At 71.8% G+C, this 17,447-nt stretch carries 16 protein-coding genes and 1 pseudogene; 7 read left to right on the top strand and 10 right to left on the bottom strand.

Annotation, left to right across the window (positions count from 1 at the left end; all coding sequences use genetic code 11):
- Positions 1 to 71 precede the first annotated feature (71 nt).
- Entirely contained in the window at positions 72 to 1,133 is a 1,062-nt protein-coding gene (locus tag ACZ6O2_RS16775; protein ID WP_466023439.1) for a saccharopine dehydrogenase family protein, read from the top strand.
- Between the two features lie 126 nt (positions 1,134 to 1,259).
- On the opposite strand, the gene ACZ6O2_RS16770 is transcribed toward ACZ6O2_RS16775, so the two are convergent.
- The 3 genes from ACZ6O2_RS16770 to ACZ6O2_RS16760 form a co-directional block, all read right to left on the bottom strand.
- On the bottom strand, positions 1,260 to 3,653 hold the full coding sequence (locus ACZ6O2_RS16770) for an excinuclease ABC subunit UvrA (RefSeq protein WP_350705593.1): 2,394 nt from the start codon (positions 3,651 to 3,653) through the stop codon (positions 1,260 to 1,262).
- Between the two features lie 340 nt (positions 3,654 to 3,993).
- Positions 3,994 to 4,404 carry a VOC family protein gene (locus ACZ6O2_RS16765; protein ID WP_350705591.1) on the bottom strand — a complete coding sequence of 137 codons (411 nt, stop codon included), beginning with the start codon at positions 4,402 to 4,404 and terminating at the stop codon, positions 3,994 to 3,996.
- A gap of 10 nt (positions 4,405 to 4,414) precedes the next feature.
- Positions 4,415 to 4,858, bottom strand: coding sequence for a helix-turn-helix transcriptional regulator (locus tag ACZ6O2_RS16760; RefSeq protein ID WP_350705589.1), 444 nt, complete (start codon positions 4,856 to 4,858; stop codon positions 4,415 to 4,417).
- 254 nt (positions 4,859 to 5,112) lie between these two features.
- Here ACZ6O2_RS16760 and ACZ6O2_RS16755 point away from each other — a divergent pair, with 254 nt between their 5' ends.
- Entirely contained in the window at positions 5,113 to 5,946 is an 834-nt protein-coding gene (locus ACZ6O2_RS16755; RefSeq protein WP_350705587.1) for an SCO4651 family lipoprotein, read from the top strand.
- A gap of 144 nt (positions 5,947 to 6,090) precedes the next feature.
- Here the strand turns inward: ACZ6O2_RS16755 and ACZ6O2_RS16750 are convergent, their stop codons facing one another.
- Together ACZ6O2_RS16750 and ACZ6O2_RS16745 are read right to left on the bottom strand one after the other, a co-directional pair.
- The gene (locus ACZ6O2_RS16750) at positions 6,091 to 7,059 is read right to left on the bottom strand and encodes a peptidoglycan-binding protein (RefSeq protein ID WP_350705585.1); all 969 of its coding nucleotides are present in this window, start codon (positions 7,057 to 7,059) and stop codon (positions 6,091 to 6,093) included.
- Between the two features lie 214 nt (positions 7,060 to 7,273).
- A complete protein-coding gene (locus ACZ6O2_RS16745; protein WP_350705583.1) occupies positions 7,274 to 8,002 on the bottom strand; it encodes an SDR family NAD(P)-dependent oxidoreductase in 729 nt (242 codons plus the stop codon).
- Positions 8,003 to 8,163: 161 nt separating this feature from the next.
- Here ACZ6O2_RS16745 and ACZ6O2_RS16740 point away from each other — a divergent pair, with 161 nt between their 5' ends.
- Together ACZ6O2_RS16740 and ACZ6O2_RS16735 are read left to right on the top strand one after the other, a co-directional pair.
- Complete coding sequence (locus ACZ6O2_RS16740) at positions 8,164 to 8,625, top strand: peroxiredoxin (RefSeq protein ID WP_350705581.1); 462 nt, start codon at positions 8,164 to 8,166, stop codon at positions 8,623 to 8,625.
- Positions 8,626 to 8,696: 71 nt separating this feature from the next.
- Positions 8,697 to 9,386 carry a hypothetical protein gene (locus ACZ6O2_RS16735; protein ID WP_350705579.1) on the top strand — a complete coding sequence of 230 codons (690 nt, stop codon included), beginning with the start codon at positions 8,697 to 8,699 and terminating at the stop codon, positions 9,384 to 9,386.
- Between the two features lie 61 nt (positions 9,387 to 9,447).
- Here the strand turns inward: ACZ6O2_RS16735 and ACZ6O2_RS16730 are convergent, their stop codons facing one another.
- The 5 genes and pseudogenes from ACZ6O2_RS16730 to ACZ6O2_RS16710 all read right to left on the bottom strand — a co-directional run bounded on the left by ACZ6O2_RS16730 (position 9,448) and on the right by ACZ6O2_RS16710 (position 14,022).
- On the bottom strand, positions 9,448 to 9,906 hold the full coding sequence (locus tag ACZ6O2_RS16730; RefSeq protein ID WP_466023438.1) for a MarR family winged helix-turn-helix transcriptional regulator: 459 nt from the start codon (positions 9,904 to 9,906) through the stop codon (positions 9,448 to 9,450).
- A gap of 622 nt (positions 9,907 to 10,528) precedes the next feature.
- The gene (locus ACZ6O2_RS16725; protein WP_466023473.1) at positions 10,529 to 10,864 is read right to left on the bottom strand and encodes a nitronate monooxygenase; all 336 of its coding nucleotides are present in this window, start codon (positions 10,862 to 10,864) and stop codon (positions 10,529 to 10,531) included.
- Positions 10,865 to 10,940: 76 nt separating this feature from the next.
- A pseudogene (locus ACZ6O2_RS16720) lies at positions 10,941 to 11,567 on the bottom strand (nitronate monooxygenase); the annotation flags it as partial.
- A gap of 25 nt (positions 11,568 to 11,592) precedes the next feature.
- Positions 11,593 to 12,591: a cytochrome d ubiquinol oxidase subunit II gene (cydB, locus tag ACZ6O2_RS16715; protein ID WP_466023437.1), complete on the bottom strand. Its 999-nt coding sequence runs from the start codon at positions 12,589 to 12,591 to the stop codon at positions 11,593 to 11,595.
- A 15-nt stretch (positions 12,592 to 12,606) separates the two neighbouring features.
- Positions 12,607 to 14,022 carry a cytochrome ubiquinol oxidase subunit I gene (locus ACZ6O2_RS16710; RefSeq protein ID WP_350705572.1) on the bottom strand — a complete coding sequence of 472 codons (1,416 nt, stop codon included), beginning with the start codon at positions 14,020 to 14,022 and terminating at the stop codon, positions 12,607 to 12,609.
- Positions 14,023 to 14,218: 196 nt separating this feature from the next.
- Here ACZ6O2_RS16710 and ACZ6O2_RS16705 point away from each other — a divergent pair, with 196 nt between their 5' ends.
- The 3 genes from ACZ6O2_RS16705 to ACZ6O2_RS16695 all read left to right on the top strand — a co-directional run bounded on the left by ACZ6O2_RS16705 (position 14,219) and on the right by ACZ6O2_RS16695 (position 17,395).
- Positions 14,219 to 14,995 carry a lysophospholipid acyltransferase family protein gene (locus ACZ6O2_RS16705; RefSeq protein WP_466023436.1) on the top strand — a complete coding sequence of 259 codons (777 nt, stop codon included), beginning with the start codon at positions 14,219 to 14,221 and terminating at the stop codon, positions 14,993 to 14,995.
- Positions 14,996 to 15,221: 226 nt separating this feature from the next.
- Positions 15,222 to 15,989 carry a glycerophosphodiester phosphodiesterase family protein gene (locus ACZ6O2_RS16700; RefSeq protein WP_350705568.1) on the top strand — a complete coding sequence of 256 codons (768 nt, stop codon included), beginning with the start codon at positions 15,222 to 15,224 and terminating at the stop codon, positions 15,987 to 15,989.
- Positions 15,990 to 16,006: 17 nt separating this feature from the next.
- Complete coding sequence (locus tag ACZ6O2_RS16695; RefSeq protein ID WP_350705566.1) at positions 16,007 to 17,395, top strand: MFS transporter; 1,389 nt, start codon at positions 16,007 to 16,009, stop codon at positions 17,393 to 17,395.
- Positions 17,396 to 17,447 lie beyond the last annotated feature (52 nt).

The raw sequence follows: 17,447 nt of genomic DNA, 5'->3' as shown, positions 1-17,447 counted from the left end.
ACTGGTCCGGGCCGGCGGCTGCCGAGAGGATCTTCTCAGTCGATCTTTCGCGGAGCATGGAGGAGCTGCAGATGGGTTCGGGTCAGACCGTGGCGGTGTTCGGTGCGTACGGACACACCGGGCGGTTCGTGGTGACGGAGTTGCGTGATCGCGGGTTCGTCCCGCTTCTCGTCGGTCGTGACGTGGGCAGGCTCCAGGCGCTGGCGGCGTCGCATCCGGGGCTCGAATTCCGGGTGGCGTCGGTCGATGATCCGGTCTCGCTCGACCAGGCGTTGAAGGGCGCGGTCGCGGTCGTCAACTGTGCCGGTCCGTTCGCCTCGACCGCGGCGCCCGTGATCGAGGCCGCCCTGCGCACCGGGGTTCCGTACGTGGACGTGGCGGCTGAGATCGAGGCCAACCTCGACACGTTCACGCACTTCACGGACCGTGCTCGGGCCGCGGGCGTCGCGGTGGTCCCGGCGATGGCGTTCTTCGGCGGACTCGGTGATCTGCTGGTCACGACGGCGATGGGTGATTGGACGGTGGCCGACGAGGCGCACGTGGCGTACGGACTGAGTAGTTGGCACCCCACCGCCGGGACTCTCGCCTCCGGCACCGTTTCCCGGGAACGGCGCGATGGCCGACGTGTCCGCTACACCGGTGGCCGGCTGGAGTATTACGTCGACGAGTGCGACCTGCCGACCGTGGAATGGGACTTTCCCGCTCCGATGGGCCGCCGGAGCGTCCTCGGCGGGTTCACGATGGCTGACGTCGTCACGGTCCCCAGCCACCTGTCCATCCCCGAGGTGCGCACGTACATGACCACCGATGCGGCCAAGGACCTTGCCGCTGCGGACGCGCCCGCACCGGCTGCGGTCGACGAGTTCGGCCGGTCCGCGCAGACGTTCACCGTCGACGTCGTCGTGCGTGCCGGCGACACGCAGCGACGCGTCGTCGCCAGTGGCCAGGACATCTACGCCATCAGCGCGCCGCTGGCGGTCGAAGCGGTCCATCGCGTTCTCGCCGGTCGGACGAGGACGAGCGGCGTGGCCTCCGCCGGCGAGATCTTCGACGCGCCCGACTTCCTCCGTGCGCTGTCCGCGCACATCACGCTCGAACCGTGCCGCGAGTCTCGCGCGTCGCGGTTCGTCTGATCGCCCAGCCGCAGGTGACGGCCCGGATGGTTCCCGCTGTCGGGCTGCCGCATCCTCGGGAGCTACAGGGGTCGAGCCAGCACGGGTCAGGGGCGGTTCAGGTGGCCCAGGGCGCACGGGCCTCGGTCAGCTGCCGACGTAGGCCGCCAGGTGCTCGCCGGTGAGCGTGGTGCGGGCGGCGACGAGGTCGGCGGGTGTGCCCTCGAAGACGATCCGGCCGCCGTCGTGGCCGGCGCCGGGACCGAGGTCGATGATCCAGTCGGCGTGTGCCATGACCGCTTGGTGGTGCTCGATGACGATGACCGACTTGCCGGATTCGACGAGCCGGTCGAGCAGGCCGAGCAGATGCTCGACGTCAGCGAGGTGCAGACCGGTGGTCGGCTCGTCGAGGACGTAGACGCCGCCCTTCTCGGCCATGTGCGTGGCCAGCTTGAGCCGCTGCCGCTCCCCGCCGGACAGCGTGGTGAGCGGCTGGCCGAGGCTGAGGTAGCCGAGCCCGACGTCGGCGAGCCGGCCGAGGATGGTGCGCGCGGCCGGCGTGCGTGCCTCGCCGGTGCCGAAGAACTCCTCGGCCTCGGTCACCGACATCGCGAGCACCTCGCTGATGTCGCGGCCGCCGAGGTGGTACTCCAGCACCGATGCCTGGAACCGCTTTCCCCCGCATTCCTCGCAGGTGGTGGCGACGCCGGCCATCATCCCGAGGTCGGTGTAGATGACGCCGGCGCCGTTGCAGGCGGGGCACGCGCCCTCGGAGTTGGCGCTGAACAGCGCCGGCTTCACGCCGTTGGCCTTCGCGAACGCCTTGCGGATCGGGTCGAGCAGGCCGGTGTACGTCGCCGGGTTGCTGCGTCGTGAGCCCCGGATGGCGCCCTGGTCGATCACCACCACGCCGTCGTGGCCGGCGACGGAGCCGTGGATCAGCGAGCTCTTGCCGGAGCCGGCCACGCCCGTGAGCACGCAGAGCACCCCGAGCGGGATGTCGACGTCCACGTTCTGGAGGTTGTGCGTCGACGCGCCGCGGATTTCCAGGGTGCCGGAGGACGAGCGCACCGACTTCTTGAGGGTGGCCCGGTCGTCGAGGTGCCGCCCGGTGAGTGTGTCGCTGGCCCGCAGCCCTTCGACGGTGCCCTCGAACACCACCTCGCCGCCCTCGGTGCCGGCGCGCGGGCCCAGGTCGACGACGTGGTCGGCGATCTCGATCGTTTCCGGCTTGTGTTCCACGACGAGCACGGTGTTGCCCTTGTCCCGTAGCCGCAGCAGCAGGTCGTTCATCCGCTGGATGTCATGGGGGTGCAGACCGATCGTCGGCTCGTCGAAGACGTAGGTGACGTCGGTGAGCGACGAGCCGAGGTGCCGGATCATCTTGGTGCGCTGTGCCTCTCCCCCGGACAGGGTGCCGGCTGGCCGGTCGAGGGAGAGGTATCCCAGCCCGATCTCCGTGAACGAGTCGAGGAGGTGTTGCAGCCCGGTGAGCAGCGGGAGCACGGACGGCTCGTCGAGGTCCCGGATCCAGTCGGCCAGGTCGCTGATCTGCATCGCGCAGAGGTCGGCGATGTTCTTCCCCTTGATCTTCGACGACTGTGCTTCCTTGCTGAGCCGGGTGCCGTGGCACTCGGGGCAGGTCGTGAACGTCACCGCCCGCTCCACGAAGGCGCGGACGTGCGGCTGTAGCGCGTCGACGTCCTTGGACAGGTAGGACTTCTGGACCTGCGGGATCAGCCCCAGGTACGTCAGGTTGATCCCGTCGACCTTGATCTTGGTGGGTTCCTTGTGGAGGAGGTCGTCCAGTTCCTTCTTCGTGTACTTGCGGATCGGCTTGTCGGGGTCGAACAGGCCGCCGTTGCGGAAGATGCGGCCGTACCAGCCGTCCATGTTGTAGCCCGGTACGGTGATCGCGCCCTCGTTGAGCGACTTGCTGTCGTCGTACAGCTGGGTCACGTCGATGTCGTTGATCGAGCCCATGCCTTCGCAGCGTGGGCACATGCCGCCGAGGCGGGTGAAGGTGGCCTTCTCGGTCTTCGTCCTGCCGGCGCCGCGCTCGACGGTGATGGCGCCGCTGGCCTTCACCGAGGGGACGTTGAACGAGTACGCGTTGGGCGGGCCGATGTGTGGCTGCGCGAGCCGGCTGAACAGGATGCGCAGCATCGCGTTCGCGTCGGTGGCGGTGCCGACGGTGGAGCGCGGGTTGGAACCCATCCGTTCCTGGTCGACGATGATCGCGGTCGTCAGCCCCTGAAGCCGGTCGACCTCCGGCCGCGCCAGTGTCGGCATGAAGCCCTGCACGAAGGCGCTGTAGGTCTCGTTGATCAGCCGCTGCGACTCCGCGGCGATCGTGCCGAACACCAGCGAGCTCTTGCCCGAGCCGGATACGCCGGTGAACACGGTCAGCCGGCGCTTGGGGATCTCGACGCTGACGTCCTTGAGGTTGTTCACTCGCGCGCCGTGCACGCGGATCAGGTCGTGGCTGTCGGCAACGTGCGGCGCGGGCGACAGCATGTCGGTCCTCGGGGCCATGCTCATCGTGCCTCCATCATCGTGCGGAGCCGCCTTGGCGGTCTCCCTCGGCGTCGCCTGGCTCGATCTGACCGGCCCGAGCAGTATGCCTGGTTCTGGGTGTCGGTGCGGTCACGGCGACGGTCGCCGCTGTCTGCCGGATCGGCGGTGTCGGCCTGGGTCCGACGTCAGCCGGCCGGGGCGTGCTCTTCGCGATACCACCGTATCCAGGCCGGTTCTGGGCCGGGGTGTCCCTGTGGCCTCGGCCACGCTGCGCGCCCGGCCTGGGCGTCAGACCAACCAGTGGCTGTCGCGCATCAGCTCGCGGCGCCGTCTGTCTGGGGCATGGCTGCGGTCGCCGGGCGGCTCAGCGCAGCTCCTGGATGCGGATCATGTTGCCCGCGGGGTCGCGGAACGCGCAGTCGCGGACGCCGTACGGCTGCTCGGTCGGCTCCTGGACCACCTCGGCGCCGCTGCCCTCCAGCTTCGTGAAGGTGCCGTCGAGGTCGGGGGTGGCCAGGTTGACGCCGAAGTAGCTGCCCTTGGCCATCAGCTCGAGGATGGTGCGGCGTTCGTCGTCGGTGATGCCGGGGTTGGCGGTCGGCGGGTGCAGGACGATGGACGTGTCGGGCTGGTCGGCGGGGCCGACCGTGATCCAGCGCATCCCCCCGTAGCCGACGTCGTTGCGGACCTCGAAGCCGAGGATGTCGCGGTAGAAGGCCAGGGAGGCGTCCGGGTCGGTGTGCGGGAGGAAGCTCGAGTGAATGGTGAGGTTCATGGCAGTCACGCTAGTTGCGGCTGGGGGCGGGGGCTTCTCGATTCCTGATCGGTCTGGTCACCTGTTTCGCGATGCACGGCGGCATCTCCGCCGTCGGGGGTTTTGCCCGGGCCCGGTAGGCGCTGGGCGGCACGCCGACCAACTCGGTGAAGCGGGTGCTGAAGGTGCCCAGTGAGGAGCAGCCGACCGCGAAACAGACTTCGGTGACGCTGAGGTCGCCGCGACGCAGCAGCGCCATGGCGCGTTCGATGCGCCGCGTCATGAGATAGGCGTACGGCGACTCGCCGTAGGCGAGCCGGAACTGGCGGCTGAGGTGTCCGGCCGACATGTGCACGCCGCGGGCGAGCGCCTCGACGTCCAGCGGCTGCGCGTACTCCCGGTCGATCCGGTCGCGGACGCGGCGCAGCCGCGCGAGGTCGCGCAGGCGCTGCTCCAGGTCCGGTCTGCTGGTCACCTGCGGATCGTACGTCGCGGTCGGCACCAGGTCGCTGGTCGGCGCAGCCGGTGTCGGGCCGTGGCGCCCGGGGGCGACGGTCGACGCCACGGGTGGGCGGTATGTGCCGATTGTGGCCGCCGCTCCCGTGCCGGCGGGTCGGTTCCCGCCAACGTTTCGGCGGGGGATGCGCCTCGATGTTGACCGCTTGGGATAGCGTGGCGTCGCTCTATCTGGAGAGATCTTCAGAGTCCTTCGGGGAAAGAAGCTGTCACGTGTCACTTTGGAAGAAGACCACTGTTCTGGCGGTCTCCGCGCTCACGGCACTCGCGATGACTGCCTGCGGCGCGAAGCCCGGCTCGGACGCGCCGAAGCAGCCCAGCGTGCTGGAACTGCTCGCCAGTGATCTCAAGGGTTCGTTGCAGAAGACGATCGACGCCACCGACAAGAGCGACTCGGTGACCGTGACGATGCAGGGCACGGCGGGCGGCGAGAAGGTCTCGGTGCAGGGCGTGGTCGATCTGGGCGACCCGGTCAAGGCCGAGATGACGATGGCGGGTCCGGATGGCACCCCGACCACCGTCCGGATGATCGGCAGCGTGGTCTACGTCGAGATCCCGGCGAAGGACCGCGCGAGCATCGGCGGGAAGCGCTGGATGAAGCTGGACCTGACCGCGGCCGCCGAGCAGGCGGGGATGGACTTCACCAAGCAGTTCGAGGACGTCGACCCGACCAAGCAGGTCAAGACGCTGCTCGCCCTCGAGGGTGTCACGGTCGTCGGCGAGGAGACGGTGAACGGGGCGCGCACGGTGCACTACACCGTCACTGCTCCGGTGGCGACCTACCTCGGGCAGCTCGACGCCGAGTTGCGGAAGGGCGTCGAGCAGCAGTACGCCAAGCAGGGCGTCAAGGAGCTCACGATCGACCTCTGGGTCGACGAGCAGTACCGGCCGCGCCGGGCGGGCTTGGACATGGGCAAGATGGGCGACATGACGGTCGACTACACCGACTACGGCAAGGCGGTGAACGTCGAGACGCCCGCCGCCGCGGAGACCGCCGACTTCGCCGAGATGCTGGAGGGCCTGAAGGGCGCGTCCACCGGCAACTGACCAGAGCCAATTTTTGCTGCCCGGCCGGTGATCTCTCCGGCCGGGCAGCGCCGTTTCACGAGGACGTCGTGCAGCCGCAGGCGCGACCAGAAGGCGGGCCGACACGGCGGTTGCCGGTGACGCCGGGTGGGTCGGTGCCCGGGGTCAGATGAGCACGCTCCACGTGACGGGGCCGACGATGCCGTCGGCGACGAGGCCGTTGCGGCTCTGGAAGTCGCGTACGGCGTTGGCGGTGACCGAGCCGAAGGAGCCGTCGACGAGGAGGTTGGCGCCGCGGGCGTTGAGGGCGGTCTGGAGGCCGCGGACGAGGTCGCCGGAGTTGCCTTCCCGCAGGGGCAGGATGAGGGCGGTCCAGGTGATCGGGCCGACGAGGCCGTCGGCGTAGAGGCCGCGGCTGGTCTGGAACGACTTGACGGCGGAGGTGCAGGCCGGTCCGAAGACGCCGTCGACGACGACGGAGATGCCGCGGGCCCGCAGGAGGTACTGGATGGTGCGGGGCACCCATCCGGAGGCGCCCTGGCTGACGCTCGGGTAGCCGGTGCTGCCGACGGGGGCCGTCGCGCCGAGGGTGATGCCGCGGTTGGCGAGGAAGATCCGGGGGTCGGTGGAGGTCAGCCGGGGGCGGTGGATCTCGAAGTGCAGGTGCGGGCCGCTGGAGTTGCCGGTGTTGCCCATGAGGCCGATCAGTTGTCCGCAGCTGACCCGCTGGCCGACGCTGACCAGGACGCGGTGGAGGTGGCCGTAGTAGGAGAAGTAGCTGTCGGCGTGGTTGAGGTGCACGCTGTTGCCGGTGCGTCCGGGCAGGGGCCCGCTGGTGGTGTCGCCCGGGTACGAGTTGGTCTTGATGTCGCGGACCGTGCCGTCGGCGGTGGCGTAGACGGGGGTGCCCTGGCTGTTGGCGACGTCCCAGCCGGTGTGGGTGGGGCGGCTGGGGGTCTTGTAGCCGGAGGTCAGGGTGCCGAGGGTGGGGTTGCTCCAGCCGGCGGCCGCCGCCATGGCGGGGCTCGGCATGCCGACGACGCCGATGCCGACGCCGGCGCCCAGTGCGGTGAGGAGGGTGCGGCGCCGGGCGGGCGTGTCGAGCAGGCGGCGTGTTTCCAGGTCGTCGCTCATCGGGTCTCCCCTGTTCGGGCCCGTGGTGTCCGGGCACCCGGTCGAGTGATGGGCGTCGATCGTAAATGATCTGTATCGGTCGGGGCAATCGGTGAAACTTTCCTACCGATCGGGTGGCGGCGCCCCTGTCCGGCCGCCTCCACTCACGAGCTGGGGACGGCGGGCGAGGGCGGTGCGCAGGCGCAGCACCAGCGGCGCGCCGAGACGCCGACGGCTACAGGCCGCCGGCGACGCGTAGGACGGTGCCGGTGGTGTAGGTGGCGTCGGGGCCGAGGAGCCAGGCGATGGCGGCGGCGACCTCGTCGGGTTCGCCGGGGCGGCCGAGGGGAATGCGGTCGGCGGCGGTGTCGGGTCGGTCGGGTTGGCCGGACAGGGCGTGGATGTCGGTGCGGATGATGCCGGGGGCGACGGCGTTGACGCGGATGCCGCGGGGGGCGAGTTCCTTGGCGAGGCCGGTGGTGAGGGTGTCGGTGGCGGCCTTGACGGCGGCGTAGTGGACGTACTCGCCGGGGCTGCCGAGGGTGGCCGCGGCGGAGGAGACGTTGACGATGGCGCCGCCGCTACCCATCCGGCGGGCGGCCTGCTGGGCGCACAGGACGTAGCCGACGAGGTTGACGTCGACGACGTGGCGCAGGTCGGCCGGGTCGAGGTCGACGAAGGCGCCGATGGGGCTGGTGACGCCGGCGTTGTTGACCAGGCCGGTGATCGGGCCGAGGTCGGCGGCGGCGTCGAACAGGGCGGCGACCCGCTCGGGGTCGCGGGTGTCGGCGGGCACGGCGAGGCCGCGTACGCCGGCGGCGTGAAGGTCGGCGAGCACCTTGTCGGCGGCCTCGCGGTCGCGGCGGTAGCCGAACACGACGTGGTGGCCGGCGTGGGCGAGGCGGCGGGCGGTGGCCGCGCCGATGCCGCGGCTGCCGCCGGTAATGACGGTGACGGGATTCAATGCGCCTCTCCCCTGCCGTGGCTGCTGGGCCGACGTTACCGCGACCGGCACGCCTGATGCGGGAGGGGAAGGTCACACGCGGCGGTGGTGGGTGTGGGGGTGGGCGGCCCGGTCGCCGCATACGCTCGGCGCGACCCGGGTGACGACGGTGGAGGTGCGCGGTGGCGGGTGTGGGTGTCGGGGACGTGGTGGAGGACTTCGCGCTGCCCGACGAGACGGGTACGCCACGGCGCCTGTCGGAGTTCCTGGCCGCCGGCCCGGTGGTGCTGTTCTTCTACCCGGCGGCGCTGACCCGTGGGTGTACGGCGGAGAGCTGCCACTTCCGGGACCTGGCGGCGGAGTTCGCGGCGGTGGGCGCGCAGCGGGTGGGCATCAGCCGGGACCCGGTGGCGAGGCAGGCGGAGTTCTCCCGGTTGCACGGGTTCGACTATCCGCTGCTGTCCGACCCGGACGGTGTGGTGGCGGACCGGTTCGGGGTGCGGCGGCGGCTGCCGCTGGGCGCGTTGAGCACGCGGCGGATGACGTTCGTGATCGGCACGGACCGGCGGGTGATCGAGGTGGTCCACAGTGAGCTGAACATGAACGCGCACGCCGACGCGGCGCTGCGGGCGCTGGGGGGTTGATCTCGCGCGTGTCGGGGCCGGCTGGTATCAAGGCAGGCGTCTGAACAGGTGTACGAGGGAAGAGGTTGCTGATGGGTGGCGCTGGCCAGGGGTTGTCCGACGAGGACGTGCGCACCTTCCGGGAGGCGTTGGCGGCGGGGCGGAAACCGAAGGTGGTGTTCACCGCGTCGGCGGGCCAGATCGCCGGGCAGGTGGGGCAGGTGGTGGAGCTGACCGACCCGGCGGCCTCCGACGAGTTCGTGGTGGTCCGGTTCGGTCGCGACGAGTTGCCCTTCTCACCGGCCGACGTGGCGGTGGCGCCGCGGGGCGTGGGCCGCAAGGTGGCGGAGCCGCAGCCGGAGCCCGAGCCGGAGCCGGTGCCGGCGGAGCCGGAGTTCGTGTTGGACCGGGCGCCGGTGCCGGCGCCGCGGGAGCAGCGGGAGGAGCCGAAGGTGGAGACGGCGGAGGCGAAGCCGGCGCGGCGGCCGGTGAAGGTGGCGAAGCCGAAGGGCCCGACGGGGCTGACGGTCACGCTGGCGTACGCCGATGGCGAGTGGACGGTCGCGGCGCAGCAGGGCAGCAAGTCGCTGGCGAAGCCGTACGTGGTCAAGCCGGCGGAGGCGCTGCGGATGGTGGCGCTGGTCGACGTGCCTGGGGTGCACGAGGCGGTGGAGCAGATCATGGCGGCGGAGCGTGCCGAGGCGGAGCAGCAGGCGGAGAAGCTGCGCGCGGAGCTGGCCGAGATCGAGGCGCGGCTGGCGGAGTTGCGCGAGGCCCACTGAGCGGTGGGCGTCGGCGGGGCGGGTGGCGGTGGCGCCGTCCGCCCCGCCGGCGTTTCGCCGGTCAGTGGCGCTGCCGGTGGTGTGCGAGGAGTTTGCCGAGCAGGCGGGTGAGCTGGTCGCGTTCGGTGAGGGTGAGCGGGGCGAGCAGGGTGTCCTGGACGCCGGCGAGGGTCTCCCCCATGCGCTGGAGTTCGCCTCGTCCGGCAGGCGTGATGGTGATGACGTTGCGTCGTCGGTCCGCGGGGTCGGGTGCGCGGACGACGAGGTTCTTCGCGGCGAGTTCGTTGACGGTGGCGACGACGTCGCTGCGGTCGATGCCGCCTCGGCGGCCGAGGTCTGCCTGGCTGGCGGGGCCGAACTCGTCGAGGGCCGCGAGGATCCGGTAGTGGTAGCCGCGGGCGCCGATGCCGCCGAAGCCGCCGCTGACCAGCCGGCCGGCGTGGGCGGCGGCCTGGGTGAGCAGCCAGCTCGGGGTGGTGCGTAGCCGGGTGGGGGTTTCCGGCTCGGCGGTGTGGTCCATGGGGAGAGCCTAACCTGATTGTTGGTGCGGCCCACGAATCCTGTTATCGTTGGTCGCGCCAACGTTGGCCGCACCAACTGTCAGGAGGAGCGCCATGACCGCCGTGAACGGCCAGATCATCGGCCAGGCCCACTACGCCACCCGTGCCCTGCTGGAACGCGAACTGGCCCGGCTCGACATCACCTTCCACCAGTCGCTCGCCCTGAACGCCGCTGCCGCCGAGGGCGGGGCGGTCGTGCGGGCACACCTCGTCGGGCGGATGACCGGCGCGCTGAAGGTCGACCAGGCGGTGGTGCTGGCCGTGGTGGACGAGCTCGTCGCCGGCGGTCTGCTGCGCGCGCTGCCCGCCGGCGGGTCCGAGCTGGCGATCACCGACGCCGGCCGGGAAGTGCGGCGCCGCGTCGCCGACGCGGTCGCCGGCGTCACCGCCCGGCTGTACGGGGATGTCCCCGCCGCGGACCTGGCCGTGGCCGGCCGCGTCCTCACCCTGGTCAAGCAGCGGGCCGACGCCGAGCTGGCGGCGGCCGGGAACGGCACCCCCGCCGCGGCGTCACCCGGGCCGGGCACGTCCCGGCCCGGGTGCGCGGGTCACGCCGGACGTGGCCCGGCCGGCGCCGCCCGGTCAGAGCGTCGCGGTCAGCCGCTCGACCACGGCGGCGGCGGGTCCGGTGGTGGCGTGCCGGTAGCCGGTGCCGGCCCACAGATGCACCCGGTCCGCGTGCCCGGCCGCGGCCGCCGCCGCGCGCATGCCCCGGGTCAGGTGGTGCAGCTCCGGATAGCCGAGCGGCGCGACGGGCTCGTACCGGTCGATGAAGGCGTTGCGCAGCCCGCGCGCCGGCCGTCCGGTGAAGGCGCGGGTGAGCACGGTGCCGGTGCGGGCCGGGTCGGCCAGGGCGTCGCGATGGGTGCGGCTGGCCCCGCTCTCGTCGGTGCGTAGCAGCAACGTTCCGACGGCCACCGCGGTGGCCGTCGGCGGCGACCAGGGCACGGACGTCGTCGGGGCCGGCGACGCCGCCGGCGGCCACCACCGGCAGCCCGGTGGCCCGCAGCACGTCGTGGACCAGGGGGCGGGTCGAGGTCGGCGGGGCCGGCCGGTGCGGGGTGTGGGTGCCGCTGTGCCCGCCGGCCTCGGTGCCCTGGGCGACCAGGCCGTCGACGCCCAGCTCGCGTGCGGCGAGCGCCTCGTCGGCCGAGGTCACCGTGACCAGCACCCGGGTGCCGGCGCGGCGCAGCGCGGTCACCGTCGCCGGGTCGGGCAGGCCGAAGGTGAAGCTGACCACCGGCACCGGGGCGGCCAGCAGCAGGTCGATCTTGTCCGGCCAGTGGTCGTCGTCGTGCACCAGCGGCGCGCCGGCCAGGTCGAGCCCGTACGGTGCGCCCTCGGCGGCGATCTGGTGGGCGTACCGGCGGAAGGCGGTCTCGTCGATGTCGCGGATGCCGGGCACGAACAGGTTCACCCCGTGCGGCGTCCCGGTGGCGCGCAGCTCGGCCAGCTCGGCGGCGAGCGCCTCGGGGGTCTTGTAGCCGGCGGCGAGGAAGGCGAAGCCGCCGGCGGCGGCGACGGCGCGGACCAGGGCGCAGGTGGTGGCGCCCCCGGCGAGGGGGGCGGCGACGACCGGCGTCGCGCTGCCGAACAGGTCGGTCCACGCGTCGCCGGTCATCGCCTCACCCTAGTGCCGGGCCGGGTCAGTGCTGCGGGATGTGGGCCACTCCGATGCGCTTGCGGAACACCCAGTACGTCCAGCCCTGGTAGGCCAGCACGATCGGGGTGAACACCACCGCCACCCAGGTCATGATCTTCAGGGTGTAGGGGGTGGAGGCGGCGTTGGTGGCGGTCAGCGTCCCCGCCGCGTCCAGGGTGGACGGCAGCACGTTCGGGAACAGCGCCGCGAACAGTGTCGCCACGGCCAGGCCGATCGCCACGGCGGTGCCGGCGAACGCCCAACCCTCCCGGCGTACCCGGGCGGCGGCGAGACCGCCGAGCAGGGCGAGGGCCGCGCCGACGGCGAACACGACGGCGGCCGCGCTGGAGCGGATGGTCAACGTCCAGGACAGGAACGCCACCGCGAGCACGGCGGTGACCACGCCCAGGCGCACCGCGAGCGCGCCGGCACGTTCGCGGACGTCGCCCACGGTCTTCAGCGCGACGAACACCGCGCCGTGGGTGAGGAACAGCGCCGCGGTGGTCGCGCCGCCCAGCAGGGCGTACGGGTGGAGCAGGTCGAGCAGGCCGCCGACGTACTCGTGGTCGGCGTCCAGCGGCACGCCGCGCAGGATGTTGGCGAACGCCACGCCCCACAGCACCGCCGGCACGAGCGAGCCGACGAAGATCGCCGTGTCCCAGCGCTGCTTCCAGGACGCCTCGGGGCGCTTGTGGCGGTACTCGAAGGCGACGCCGCGGGCGATCAGGGCCAGCAGGATCAGCAGCAGCGGCAGGTAGAAGCCGGAGAACAGGGTGGCGTACCACTCGGGGAAGGCGGCGAACATGGCGCCGCCGGCGGTGATCAGCCACACCTCGTTGCCGTCCCAGACCGGGCCGATGGTGTTGATCAGGACGCGGCGTTCCCGGTCGTTGCGGCCGAGTACGGGCAGCAGCATGCCGACGCCGAAGTCGAAGCCCTCCAGGATGAAGTACCCGGTGAACAGGACCGCGACGAGCAGAAACCAGATGGTGGTGAGTTCCACGGTGGGCTCCGGTGATCAGTAGGCGAAGGCGAGCGGGCGCTCGGCGTCGTCGTCGGTGTCGTCGGTCTCCGGCGCCGGGGTGAGGTCGGGTACGCCGGCCTTGGCGTAGCGCAGCAGCAGCTTGACCTCGATCACGGCGAGGGTGGCGTAGATCAGGGTGAAGGCGGTGAACGAGGTGAGCACCTCGGTCAGCGACACGCTGCGGGACACGCCGTCGCGGGTGAGCATCTCGCCGAAGACGATCCACGGCTGGCGGCCCATCTCGGTGAAGATCCAGCCGAAGGAGTTCGCTGCGAGGGGCAGCAGCGGCATGACCAGGCCGGCGCGCAGCAGCCACTTGCTGGTGGGGGTGCGGCCCTTGCGCTGGCTCCAGAGCACCAGCAGGGCGATCGCGGCGGCGGCCAACCCGAAGGCGATCATGAAGCGGAAGCTCCAGTAGGTGACCGGGATGATCGGGGCGTAGTTGCCGGCGCCGTACTGGGTGGCGTATTGGGCCTGCAGGTCGTTGATGCCCTGGACGGTGCCGTTGGGGTCGCCGGTGCCGAGGAACGACAGCAGGTACGGGATCTTGATGGCGAACAGCTCGCGGCTGCCGTCGAGGCTGCCGACGGTGAGCACGGAGAACGCGGCGGGGCTCTCGGTGGTGTAGAGGCCTTCGGCGGCGGCCATCTTCATCGGCTGCACCTCGGTCATGATCTTGCCCTGGATGTCGCCGGTGATGATCACGCCGGCGGTGGCGACCAGGGTGACCCAGGAGCCGAACTTGGCGGCGAACCGGTAGGCCGGGGTGTCGGCGGAGTCGCGGTTGCGGATCAGGTGCCACAGCGCGACCGCGACCAGCAGCGAGCCGGCGACCAGGAACGCCCCGGCGATGGTGTGCGGGAAGGTGATCAGGGCGACCTTGTTGGTCAGCACCGCCATGAAGTCGGTGAGTTCGGCGCGGCCGGTGTCGGGGTTGATCCGATAGCCGACCGGGTTCTGCATGAACGAGTTCGCCGCGAGGATGAAGTACGCGCTGAGGTTGGTGCCGATCGCGGCGGCCCAGATGGTGGCCAGGTGCAGCCGTTTGGGCAGCCGGTCCCAGCCGAAGATCCACAGGCCGATGAAGGTCGACTCCAGGAAGAACGCGACCAGCGCCTCGATGGCGAGCGGGGCGCCGAAGATGTCGCCGACGAAGCGGGAGTAGTCGCTCCAGTTCATGCCGAACTGGAACTCCTGCACGATGCCGGTGACCACGCCCATGGCGAAGTTGATCAGGAAGAGCTTGCCGTAGAACTTGGTGAGCTTCAGGTATTTCTCGTCGCCGGTGCGGTGCCACATCGTCTGGAGAATCGCCACCAGCACGGACAGGCCGATGGTCAGCGGCACGAAGAGAAAGTGGTAGACGGTGGTGACACCGAACTGCCAGCGGGCGACGTCCAACGCGTCCACCAGAGAACCCCCAGCTGTGCATACTACGAGACGTAGTAAATACTACTTCCCGTCGTAGACGAACGGGCAGGGGCGGGGGTCCCTAACCGGCCCGGGACCAATGACCCTGATCACCTCTGCCGAACGGCCCCGACGGTCGCCGAACCGACGCCCCCGCCCCCGCCGCCCGGCCCGCGCGTGCGACCATTGCCGGCTGATGAACACCGCCCACCCGACGTGGCAGCCCCCGCTGATCTGGCGCGCCGCGCAGCTGCTCGCCCGCGTCGTCGTCGCGCTCGTGGCCCGCCTGAAGGTCAGCGGGGACGTGCCCGAGGCGCTGCGCCGGGGCCCGCTGATCCTGGCCGCCAACCACATCAGCCCGTTCGACCCGGTCGTCCTCGCCGCCGCCTGCCGGGCCCGGGGCGTCGCCCCCCGGATCATGGCCACCGGCGGGCTGTTCCGCGCCCCCGTCATCGGCACCGCGATGCGCCGCGCCGGGCACATCCGCGTCGACCGGGGCACCAGCGCCGTACACCACGCCCTCGACGACGCCGCCGCGGCCGTCACCGGCGGCTCGGTGATCCTGGTCTACCCGGAGGGCCGCATCGGCCTGGACCCCGGCATGTGGCCCGAACGCGGCAAGACCGGCGTGGCCCGCCTCGCCCTGGCCTGTGCCGCGCCGGTGATCCCGATCGCCCAGTGGGGGTCGCACGAGGTGCTGCCCTACCGCGCCCCGAAGGGTCTGCTGCGCGGCGTCGCCCGCGCCATGTGGCGGCGCCCCGTGGTCCGGGTGCACTTCGGCGACCCGGTCGACCTGGGCGACATCACGCCCGTCACGCCCGGCGCGGCCCGGCGGGCCACCGACCGGATCATCGACGCCATCACCGACGGCCTCGCCCCGCTGCGGCCCGACGAGCCCGACCGGCCCCGCCACGTCGACCCCGGCCGACCCGCCGACACCAGCCGCTCGCACCGCCGTCGCCCCACCGCCTGAGCGCGAACTCGTCCCGGCCGCCACCTGCGGCGCGAGCCTCGTCCCGGCCACCGCTGGGACGAACCGGCCCCGCCCGGCGGATCGACGCGGCGACACCCCGCCGGACTCCCGGATCCCCCGCGCGACCCGCTTCCACAGTGGCCGCTCGGGGAGGCGGCCCGCAGCGGCGATCAACGGTCACGGGCTGGTCGCCGCGCGGCAACCGGAGACCGGCATACTGCGTCGCGTGCTGACCCGTCACCCCTACCTCGACGCCCCCGCGCCGCTGGCCTTCGCCCACCGCGGCGGCGCCGCCGAGGGCGACGAGAACACCGCCGCGGCGTTCGCCCGCGCGATCGGGCTCGGCTACCGGTACGTGGAAACCGACGTGCACGGCACCGCCGACGGCGTGGCGGTGGTCTTCCACGACGCCACCCTGACGCGGGTCACCGGCGAGCCCGGGCGCATCGCCGACCTGCGCTGGGCGGACCTGGCCTCGGTACGCGTCGGCGGCGCCGCCGTGGTGCCCCGCCTCGACGAGGTCCTCGACGCCTGGCCCGAGGTCCGGTTCAACGTCGACGTCAAGGCCGACGGCGGCGTCGACCCGACCGTGGCCACGGTCGCGCGCGCCAACGCCGGCGACCGGGTGCTGCTCGCCTCGTTCAGCGACGCCCGGCTGGCCCGGCTGCGCGCCAGCACCGAGGGCCGGATCGCCACCAGCCTCGGCATGCGCGGGGTGGCCCGGCTGCGGATGGCCTCGCTGACCGGCCGGGCGCTGCGGCTGCCCCCGTCGGTCGTCGCCGCCCAGGTGCCGGTGCGCTACGGGCGGGTGCGTGTGGTGGACCGTCGGTTCCTGCGCTACGCCCACCGACTCGGCCTGCAGGTGCACGTTTGGACGATCGACGAACCTGCCGAGATGCACGAGTTACTTGATCTTGGAGTGGATGGCATCATGACCGATCACGTCGGCGTGCTGCGCGACGTCTACCGCAGCCGCGGCCACTGGGCCGCCTGAGCGCCGAAGGACCCCCGATGGCCGAGACCGCCACCCCCACGGTCGGCGACACCCCCGCCCCGGCGAGCACCCGCCGCGAACGCACCGGCTGGTACTTCTACGACTGGGCGATGTCCGCCTTCTCCACCACCGTGATCACGGTGTTCCTCGGCCCGTTCCTGACCACCGTCACCGAACTGGCCGCCGGCTGCGAACTCGGCGCCGACACCTGCACCGGGTACGTGTACCCGCTGGGCATCAAGGTCGCCGCCGGCTCGTACTTCCCGTACCTGGTGTCGTTGTCGGTGTTCCTCACCGTCTTCGTGCTGCCCGTCATCGGGGCGGTCGCCGACCGGTCGGCACACAAGAAGCGGCTGCTCGCCGCGGCGGCCTTCACCGGCGCCGGCGCCACCGTCGGCATGCTCTTCGTCACCGGCGACCGGTACCTGCTCGGCGGGCTGCTGTTCCTCGTCGCCAACATCGCCTTCGGCGCCGGCGTCGTGGTCTACAACTCGTTCCTGCCGCAGCTCGGCGGCCCCGACGACCGCGACGGCATCTCCAGCCGCGGCTGGGCGCTGGGCTACCTCGGCGGCGGCCTGCTGCTGGCACTCAACCTGGTCGCGGTCAGCATGCTCGGCGAGGAGGGCAACCACCAGCGCACCCTCGACCTGGCCCGCTGGTCGATCGTGTCCGCCGGGCTGTGGTGGGCGGCGTTCACCCTGATTCCGCTGCGCTGGCTGCGCGAACACCCCACCGCCGCCGCGCTGGCCGGCGGCAACCCGGTCACCGACGGGTTCCGGCAGCTCGGCCGCACCCTGCGGGAGATCAAGGCGTACCCGCTGACGCTGTTCTTCCTGCTCGCGTTCCTGGTCTACAACGACGGCATCCAGACCGTCATCGCCCTGGCCAGCCAGTACGGCACCGAGGAGCTGAAGCTCGGCCAGAGCACCCTGATCGTGACCATCCTGCTGGTGCAGTTCCTCGCCTTCGGCGGCGCGCTGCTGCTCGGCGCGCTCGCCAAGCGCATCGGCGCCTGGAAGACCGTCCTGATCAGCCTGGTGCTGTGGACCGGGGTGATCCTCGGCGCGTTCCGGCTGCCCGCCGAGGCGCCCCTGCCGTTCATGGTCCTCGGCGCGGCCATCGGCCTGGTGCTCGGCGGCAGCCAGGCGCTGAGCCGGTCGCTGTTCAGCCAGCTCATCCCCGCCGGCAAGGAGGGCGAATACTACGGCTTCTACGAGATCAGCGACAAGGGCACCAGCTGGCTCGGCCCGCTGGCCTTCGGCCTGGTGTTCCAGCTGACCTCCTCGTACCGGGTGGGCCTGGTCTCCCTGCTCATCTTCTTCGTCGTCGGGTTCCTGCTGCTGCTGGCCGTGCCGATCCGCCGCGCGATCGTCGCCGCCGGCAACACCCCGCCCCGGGTGCTGTGAGGCAGCGCGGACCGCACCGGCCGGATCGGGGGGCGTCGATCAGCTAGGCTGC

The organism is Micromonospora sp. NPDC048040 (genome assembly GCF_055587185.1).
Note: the sequence above shows the minus strand (reverse complement) of the source record. Positions and strands in the feature narration are given on the sequence as shown.